This is a genomic window from Rathayibacter tanaceti (assembly GCF_001634385.1).
Lineage (GTDB): Bacteria > Actinomycetota > Actinomycetes > Actinomycetales > Microbacteriaceae > Rathayibacter > Rathayibacter tanaceti.
On the sequence record NZ_LIIN01000132.1, the window covers coordinates 1 to 7,553 of the forward strand.

Below are 7,553 nucleotides of genomic sequence, written 5' to 3' on the forward strand. Positions count from 1 at the left end.
CGGGAGTGGAGGAGGGTCATGACGAATCCTTGGGGCTGGTCGATCCGGGACGAGTGTCCGGGGGAGCGGATCCGGGTGTGCACAATCGAGCCGGTCCGCGGACTGCGGTCCCGGCAGGGACGGATGCGGGGCATCCAGGGGATCGTCCGCGCCTCGGACGCCCACCGATCGAGGAGATCGGCTCGATCAGGAGGATCGACGGGCGGAGGCTGTGCGGGGATCCGGCGAGGTCAGTTCCTCATGCACACATTCGACAGCACATGACGCGGCCGGCGGCCACCATCATGCCGGCATTCCCGAAGGCCTCGAGGGAGGTCAGGGCGTGCAGGGTGTCAGTCATGGTGGCAAGTAAAGCGGAGTCGAGGGCCGCGAGTCAATACTTTTCCGGGCCTCGGCAGCGCAGCGAGGCCGATCGGGGACGTCCTGCGGGGGCGTCTGCGGCTCCCGTGTCGAGGCCCGAGAGGAGGGCTCGGCCGCCTTCTCCGCAGACGGTGGGCAAGGCGAGTGGAACCCGGGACAAAGGCATATCAGTCCGAATGGGGTGCGGTCGTCGGCGACGTTCCCTGCGTCTCCGCCGGGATCGCATCCTCGGGCTGCCTGAAAGCCGGGTTCCCGCTCCGCAGCGGGTGATCGAACGGTCCTTCAGCGCGCCACTCGCCGGCGCCAGGACCGCTGCGAGACTCCTCGCGGTCGTGCACGATCCTCGTCGTCGCGCCTCCCTGTGCGCACGGTTCCCCTGACAGAGAAGGGACGTGCTCGCGTCTCGCCCGCGCGAGGACGGCCGGAGAGACGGGCCGCGAGGTGCTCAGCCGGCGAGACCGTAGAGACGGTCCCCCGCATCGCCGAGGCCCGGCACGATGTAGCCGAGCTCGTTGAGCCTCTCGTCGAGCGAGCCGAGGACGATCGTTACGTCCCGGTCGCCGAACGCCTTCTCGACGGCGGCGAGGCCCTCGGGGGCGGCCAGCAGGCAGACCGCGGTGACGTCGACCGCTCCACGGTCGAAGAGGAACTGGATCGCCGCGATCAGCGAGCCGCCGGTGGCCAGCATCGGATCGAGGACGAAGCACTGGCGGTTCGAGAGGTCCTCGGGGAGGCGCTCGGCATAGGTGGTGGGTTCGAGCGTCTCCTCGTTGCGCGCCATGCCGAGGAAGCCGACCTCGGCTGTGGGGATGAGCTTGACCATTCCCTCGAGCATCCCCAGCCCGGCGCGGAGGATCGGCACGACGAGAGGCTGCGGGTCGCTCAGTGCGAGCCCGGTGGTCCGCGTGACCGGCGTCTCGATCGTCACCGTGCGGGTGCGGACACCGCGGGTCGCCTCGTAGGCGAGCAGGGTCATCAGCTCTTCGGCGAGCTGCCGGAAGGTCGGCGACGGTGTGCGCTTGTCTCGCAGCACGGTGAGCTTGTGCGTGATTAGCGGGTGGTCGGCTACGTGGACGCGCATAAGCTCAATCTACTTGCTGGCCGGGACGCGGTCGGTGGCCCGCGAGGAGGGGTGCGATGCGTGACAGCGACCTCCGTGCCCCCCGCGGTTCCGAGGAGTGGATGGGGCTCGCGCTCGCGGAGGCGCGACGGGCCGCCGGCTGGGGGGACGTCCCGGTGGGGGCGGTGGTCGTCGACGCCGACGGCACGGTCCTCGCGCACGGGCGCAACGAGCGTGAGCTGCGCACCGATCCGACAGCGCATGCCGAGGTGGTGGCTCTGCGCGCTGCGGCCGCGGCCCGGGGCGACTGGCACCTCGACGGCTGCACCCTCATCGTCACCCTCGAGCCCTGCGTGCTCTGCGCGGGAGCGATCCTCGCGGCGCGGGTCGAGCGCGTCGTGTTCGGGGCGTGGGACGAGAAGGCGGGTGCCTCCGGCTCGGTGCACGACCTCCTTCGCGACCGGCGTCACAACCACCTGGTCGAGGTCTACCCGGGAGTGCGGGCGGAGGAGAGCTCGCGGCTCCTGCTCGACTTCTTCGCCGAGCGCCGCTGAGCCGCGCGCCTCACTCCAGCGCGTCGAGCCACTCGGACAGCGCGAGCCTGGTCGCGGCGTGCATCCGCTCGAAGCGGCCGGCGGCCACGTCCTGGCGCAGAACGGCGGAGTCGTAGCCGGCCGCTCCCGCGTACTCCGCGTCGCCCTCCAGCCACTGCGCCGCCATCGTGCTCGTCAGCTCGGGATGGAACTGCACCCCCAGCAGCCAGCCGCCGACCGCGAACGCCTCCACCTCCGAGGTCCCGGACGAGGCGAGTAGCACGGCGCCGCGCGGCAGGTCGAAGGTGTCGCCGTGCCACTCCATCACCGCGACCCCGGCGAGGTGCCGCAGAGGCGATCGCTCTCCCTCCTCGGTGAGGGAAGCGGAACGGAAGCCCACCTCGCGCATCGCCTGGGGCCGTACCGTCTCGCCGAGGGCGGTCGCGATCAGCTGCGCCCCGAAGCAGACGCCGAGGGTGGGACGGCGGTGGTACAGCCTGTCCTGGAGCAGCGCGATCTCGGGGCTGATGAAGGGGTGCCGGTAGGTCTCGGAGACCCCCGCGCTCGAGCCCAGCGTGACGACGAGGTCGGGGTCGAGGATGTCGATCGAGCCGAGGTCGGTGCCGGCGACCGCGTCGACCCTGAACCCCTGGTCGCGCAGGATCGGCTCGAGGGCTCCGAGCCCGGCACCGCGCTCGTTCACGATCGCCAGCGCCGTCCGCATCTCAGGCGCTCTCGGCGGGCGAGTGCGCGGTGGGGACCGCGCCTCCGGGGTGGGTCCGGGCGACGCCGGAGTCGTGCGTGATCCCGGGGACGCCTCCGGATGCGCTCACGTGGTCTCCTCGGGCTCGCCGCTGGATGGTCGGGCCATCCTATGAGTCGGGGGACGGCTCGCCGAGCCCTTGCTCGGCGGCTGCTTCGTAGGATGAGCGCGTGACCGATGCACCCGTGCTGCTCCCGTCCATCGCCGTTCTCGGCCTCGGCTCGATGGGAGGCGCGATCCTCACCGGGCTCCTGGCCCCCGGCGTCCGCGTCGAGGGCGGGGTACGCGTGACCAACCGCGACCCCGCCAACGCCGCCGCCTGGGACGGCCACCCGGTGGTGACGGCGTTTGCCGTCGCCGACGATCCGGAGGCGAACCGTCGCGCGGTCGAGGGCGCTGCGGTCGTGCTTGTGGCGGTGAAGCCGCACATGGTCGCCGACCTGCTCGACGAGATCGCGGAATCGCTCGCTCCGGGGACGATCGTCGTGAGCGTGGCGGCGGGGGTGACGGTCGAGACCTTCGAGCGACACCTGCCCCCGTCGGTCGCCGTGCTGCGCTCGATGCCCAACACCCCGGCCGTCGTCGGCCGCGCTGTCACAGGCCTCAGCGCCGGAACCCGCTCGAGCGACGAGGACCTCGCGCTCGTGCGCCGGCTCTTCGAGACCGTCGGCGAGGTGGTCGAGGTCCCGGAGGCGCAGCTCGACGCGCTCTCGACGATCTCGGGCTCGGGCCCGGCCTACGTGTTCCTGCTGATCGAGGAGCTGATCGCCACCGCCGTGGCGAAGGGCTTCACGCCCGAGCAGGCGTCGACCATGGTGGTCGGCACCGTCCGCGGTGCCGCCGAGCTGCTCGCACACTCCGGGGAGGATCCGGCCGAGCTGCGCCGCCGGGTCACGAGCCCGAAGGGGACCACCGAGCGCGCGATCGCTGTGCTGCAGGAGGCGGACCTCGAGGCGCTCTTCACGCGCGCCACCGATGCGGCGCTGGCCCGCGCCCGCGAGCTCGCCGCCTCCTGACGCCCGCCGTCAGGAGCCGAGGGCAGCGAAGCGCTCGATATCGCTCGGGGTGCCGCTCACGACGATCAGGTCGTGGTTCGAGACCACGGTCTGCTCGGTCGCGTAGGTGAACGGCTTGCCCGGGCTCTTGACACCCACCACGGTCACGCGATGCTTGCGGCGCACCCCCGACTCGGTGAGGGTCAGGCCGCGGATCGGCTTGGGTGGGTACATCTTGGCGAGCACGAAGTCGTCGTCGAACTCGATGAAGTCGAGCATCCGACCCGAGACGAGGTGCGCCACACGCTCGCCCGCCTCCGCCTCGGGGTAGATCACATGGTTCGCGCCGATCCGCTCGAGGATCTTGCCGTGCGAGCGCGAGATCGCCTTCGCCCAGATCTGCGGGATCTTGAGGTCGACCAGGTTCGCCGTGATCAGCACCGACGCCTCGATCGACGAGCCGACCGCGACGACGGCGACCTGGAAGTCCTGCGCACCGATCTGAGCCAGGGCGTCGAGCGAGCGCGCGTCGGCCTGGACGGCGTGGGTGACCCGCTCCGACCACTTCTGCACGAGCCCGGCGTCGGCGTCGACGGCGAGCACCTCTCGGTCGAGACGGTCGAGCTGGCCGGCCGTGGCGGCCCCGAAACGCCCGAGGCCGATCACCAGCACCGGGGCGTCGTACCTGATGCGGTCAACCAACGATGGGCCTCTCTTCCGGTCGTCTGAACAACTGCCTCCGCTGGCTGGCGGCGAGCGCAGCGGCGAGAGTCACGGTACCAACGCGGCCCATGAACATCGTCAGCGCCAGGACGTAGACGCCGGAGGTGGGCAGCTCGGCGGTCAGACCGGTCGAGAGCCCCGACGTGGCGAAGGCCGAGATCACGTCGAAGAGCACGTGGTCGAGCGAGGCCTTGGTGATATGCAGGATCAGGATGGAGGAGAGGGCCACGGTCGTCGCTCCCCACAGCACCACCGAGACCGCGAGACGCAGGACGTCGTTCGGGATGCGCCGGCCGAACGCCTCCATGTCGTTGTTGCCGCGGGCCTCGGCGAACGCGGCGAGGAACAGGATCGCGAGCGTCGTCACCTTGATCCCGCCGGCGGTCGAGGCCGAGCCGCCGCCGATGAACATCAGCATGTCCGTGACCAGAAGGCTGGACCCGTTGAGGTCGGGCACGGAGATGGTCGAGAAGCCGCCTGAGCGCGTCATCGTCGACAGGAAGAAGGACTGGAAGACGGTGTCGCCGGCGTCGAGGGTGCCGAAGGTCTTCGGGTTGTCGAACTCGAGCACGATATAGAGGACGGCGCCGGCGACCAGCAGAATCACCGAGGTGACCAGCGTCAGCTTGACGTGCACGGACCACTTGCGCGGGCGTCTCCAGCCGCGCGAGAAGGCGTAGATCACGGGGAAGCCGATCGAGCCGAGGAAGACGCCGACCATCAGGATGCCGAGGAACCAGTAGTCGTCCTCGAACGGGGTGAGGCCCGCCGCGTTGGGGGTGAAGCCCGTGTTCGTGAACGCCATCGCCGAGTAGTAGAAGGAGTGCCACACCGCCTCGCCGATCGGGACGCCGTCGATCAGCATCCGGGGGAAGAGGAGCAGGGCGACGATGATCTCGATCGCTGCGGCGCTGATCGCCACCGTTGCGAGCAGGCCACCGATCTCGCCGAGGCGCACGGCCTGTCCTTCGGCGACCGGTCCGGAGTGGATCCGCAGCGGGTTCGAATCGCTCGCGACCATCAGCTTGGCGCGCAGCCCCAGGCGGCGCGAGATGGCCAGACCCATGATCGAGGCCAGGGTGAGCACGCCGAGCGCGCCGATGTTGACGCCGATGAAGATGACGCTGTGGCCGAACGCGGACCAGTGGGTCGCCATGTCGACAGTGGCGAGGCCGGTGACGCAGATGACCGACATCGCGGTGAAGAAGGCGTCGTGCAACGGTGTGACGGTGCCGCTCGTGCTCGACACCGGCAGCGAGAACAGAAGGGTGAAGACGAGCACGAGCGCCGAGAAGATGAGAATGGCGAAGCGCGAAGGGGAGCGCCCGGCGAAGTCGTCGATGAGGTCGCGGGCCCGTTCGAAGCCCGACCACGGCGAGACGGGCGAGACGCCCACGGGGCTGCGGAACTGCTGCCGAACCACCACGGCGGATCCTCCACTCGATCGCGGCCATGCTACCGGCTCGCTCGGCGCTGGTCCGCGCCGCGGCGCCTCGTGCGAGCGGGGCCGTGGCTACCCTGGGCGCATGGCCGACATCTTCGGAGTGATCGCGGACGGCACGCGGCGCGACATCCTCTCGCTGCTGCTGGAGCGGCGCCGGGAGGGCGAGTCCGACGGCATGAGCGTCTCGAGCATCGTGGCGCGCCTGGAGCTCAGCCAGCCGATGGTGTCGAAGCACTTGAAGGTGCTGAGGGAGGCGGGGCTCGTGACGGTGCGCGAGAGCGGCCAGCACCGTTTCTACACCCTCGAGTACGCGCCGCTGGAGCAGGTCGAGGACTGGCTCCTGCCCTTCGTCGCCGAGGACGAGGCGGCGATCGGCGCGCTGCTCGATGCGCCGACCGCGGCCCGGGCGGAGTCGCTCGGACGCGCTCTCGCGGAGCGAACGCACCAGGTCAGCACGGTCGTCCAGGACATCCAGCGCGGCGTGAGCGAAGGAGCGACGAAGGTGGCCGAGGCCCTGCGCATCCGCAAGTGAGCCGTTCGTGCCGCCTCCGAGGCCCGAATCGTGCGCGGGTGCGGGTCGTGTAAGCTCGCGGGAGCCAGTTTTTCGTAAGCGGCCGCCCGTCGGGCGGTCGACCCCCTGAACGTTGTGAGGTCTTCGTGGGTTCTGTCATCAAGAAGCGTCGCAAGCGTATGGCGAAGAAGAAGCACCGCAAGCTGCTTCGCAAGACTCGTCACCAGCGTCGCAACAAGAAGTAGGCTCGCGCCTCTTCCCTCTCGAGCGTCCGCCCCCCACGGGGTCGGGCGCTCGTCTGCGTTGGCGCTCGGCCGGGTCGGCGCTCGGCCGGGTTGGCGCTCGGCTGTGCTGGAGCTCGTCCGCGGGGGAGAAGGGGGAGGTCTCGGAGCGATCGCGCCGACTTCCGCTGCCCGTCCTCCGCGCCCGTCCTACACTGGCTGGATGGTGGACGTGCAGCTGACCCTGGTGGGCAAGCCCGGCTGCCACCTCTGCGACGATGCGCGTTCGGTCATCGACGGGGTGCTCGCCGCGATCGAGGGTGAGCCGGCCTCGCCCAGCGTGACGCTGAACGAGGCCTCGATCCTCGAGGATCCGGAGCTGCACGAGCGCTTCGTGGAGGAGATCCCCGTCGTGCTGATCGACGGTCGCGTCCACACCTACTGGCGCGTCGATGCGGCTCGCCTTCGTCGCGCCCTGCTCGAGCGCGCCTGACCGCTCGCCGTGCGAGGCACCGCCCGACGCGGTTCACGGTGATGCGCGGTCTCCTCGACCCTCTGACGGGGGAGGACGTCGCCTGTGATAGCTCGTCTCTGCGCTCTAGGCTCTCCCCCGGGGGAGTGCGTTCCTCCGTGCGCGGACGCGGATCGTCGCCCGCGGAGGAAGGAGCCGTCCGCCATGCCGTCATTCCGTCGACTCGCCGTGCCGTCCGCGGCACTCGCGGCTCTCGTGGTCGGTCTGGCCCTCCCGAGCGCAGCCGCTGCGGCGTCCGCCGGCCCGACGTCGGCCGCGGCGTTCGAGCCGCAGACTTCGACCCAGCAACCGGGAGTGCCCGGTGACCCCGGCGTCCCTGAGGAGCCGGGCGGACCGGAGCCCGTCCCGGGCGGTCCCGTGGAGCCGAGCCTGCCGGGTGAACCGGCCGAGCCCGAGCAGCCCGCTCCGCTC

At 70.7% G+C, this 7,553-nt stretch carries 9 protein-coding genes and 1 pseudogene; 6 read left to right on the top strand and 4 right to left on the bottom strand.

What is annotated here, in order from left to right:
* Nucleotides 1-805: 805 nt before the first annotated feature.
* Nucleotides 806-1,441, bottom strand: a complete 636-nt coding sequence (gene upp, locus ACH61_RS13020) for a uracil phosphoribosyltransferase (RefSeq protein WP_068212713.1) — start codon at nt 1,439-1,441, stop codon at nt 806-808.
* A 56-nt stretch (nt 1,442-1,497) separates the two neighbouring features.
* Between upp and ACH61_RS13025 the strand changes: the two genes are divergently transcribed.
* Nucleotides 1,498-1,974 carry a nucleoside deaminase gene (locus ACH61_RS13025; protein ID WP_068212716.1) on the top strand — a complete coding sequence of 159 codons (477 nt, stop codon included), beginning with the start codon at nt 1,498-1,500 and terminating at the stop codon, nt 1,972-1,974.
* Between the two features lie 10 nt (nt 1,975-1,984).
* Here the strand turns inward: ACH61_RS13025 and ACH61_RS13030 are convergent, their stop codons facing one another.
* Nucleotides 1,985-2,677 (bottom strand): glutamine amidotransferase-related protein, encoded by a 693-nt coding sequence (locus ACH61_RS13030; RefSeq protein ID WP_068212719.1) that lies wholly within the window; start codon nt 2,675-2,677, stop codon nt 1,985-1,987.
* 209 nt (nt 2,678-2,886) lie between these two features.
* On the opposite strand from ACH61_RS13030, the gene proC reads away from it, so the two are divergent.
* Entirely contained in the window at nt 2,887-3,732 is an 846-nt protein-coding gene (gene proC, locus ACH61_RS13035) for a pyrroline-5-carboxylate reductase (RefSeq protein ID WP_082845262.1), read from the top strand.
* Between the two features lie 9 nt (nt 3,733-3,741).
* Here the strand turns inward: proC and ACH61_RS13040 are convergent, their stop codons facing one another.
* Nucleotides 3,742-4,413: a potassium channel family protein gene (locus ACH61_RS13040; RefSeq protein ID WP_055790397.1), complete on the bottom strand. Its 672-nt coding sequence runs from the start codon at nt 4,411-4,413 to the stop codon at nt 3,742-3,744.
* Nucleotides 4,406-5,776 (bottom strand): TrkH family potassium uptake protein, encoded by a 1,371-nt coding sequence (locus ACH61_RS13045; RefSeq protein WP_236713686.1) that lies wholly within the window; start codon nt 5,774-5,776, stop codon nt 4,406-4,408. Before ACH61_RS13045 ends, ACH61_RS13040 begins: the two co-directional genes overlap by 8 nt.
* Before the next feature lie 184 nt (nt 5,777-5,960).
* On the opposite strand from ACH61_RS13045, the gene ACH61_RS13050 reads away from it, so the two are divergent.
* The 4 genes and pseudogenes from ACH61_RS13050 to ACH61_RS18535 all read left to right on the top strand — a co-directional run.
* Nucleotides 5,961-6,410, top strand: a complete 450-nt coding sequence (locus ACH61_RS13050) for an ArsR/SmtB family transcription factor (RefSeq protein ID WP_068212722.1) — start codon at nt 5,961-5,963, stop codon at nt 6,408-6,410.
* Nucleotides 6,411-6,535: 125 nt separating this feature from the next.
* Complete coding sequence (locus ACH61_RS16445; protein WP_003792170.1) at nt 6,536-6,634, top strand: 30S ribosomal protein bS22; 99 nt, start codon at nt 6,536-6,538, stop codon at nt 6,632-6,634.
* Nucleotides 6,635-6,833: 199 nt separating this feature from the next.
* Nucleotides 6,834-7,103, top strand: coding sequence for a glutaredoxin family protein (locus ACH61_RS13055; RefSeq protein ID WP_068212725.1), 270 nt, complete (start codon nt 6,834-6,836; stop codon nt 7,101-7,103).
* 183 nt (nt 7,104-7,286) lie between these two features.
* Nucleotides 7,287-7,553, top strand: a pseudogene (locus ACH61_RS18535) (hypothetical protein); the annotation flags it as partial.

Excerpts from the sequence above, each read along its gene's own strand:
- upp (WP_068212713.1), bottom strand. The coding sequence starts at position 1,441 with ATGCGCGTCCACGTAGCCGACCACCCGCTAATCACGCACAAGCTCACC.
- ACH61_RS13025 (WP_068212716.1), top strand. The coding sequence starts at position 1,498 with ATGCGTGACAGCGACCTCCGTGCCCCCCGCGGTTCCGAGGAGTGGATG.
- ACH61_RS13030 (WP_068212719.1), bottom strand. The coding sequence starts at position 2,677 with ATGCGGACGGCGCTGGCGATCGTGAACGAGCGCGGTGCCGGGCTCGGA.
- ACH61_RS13050 (WP_068212722.1), top strand. The coding sequence starts at position 5,961 with ATGGCCGACATCTTCGGAGTGATCGCGGACGGCACGCGGCGCGACATC.
- ACH61_RS13055 (WP_068212725.1), top strand. The coding sequence starts at position 6,834 with ATGGTGGACGTGCAGCTGACCCTGGTGGGCAAGCCCGGCTGCCACCTC.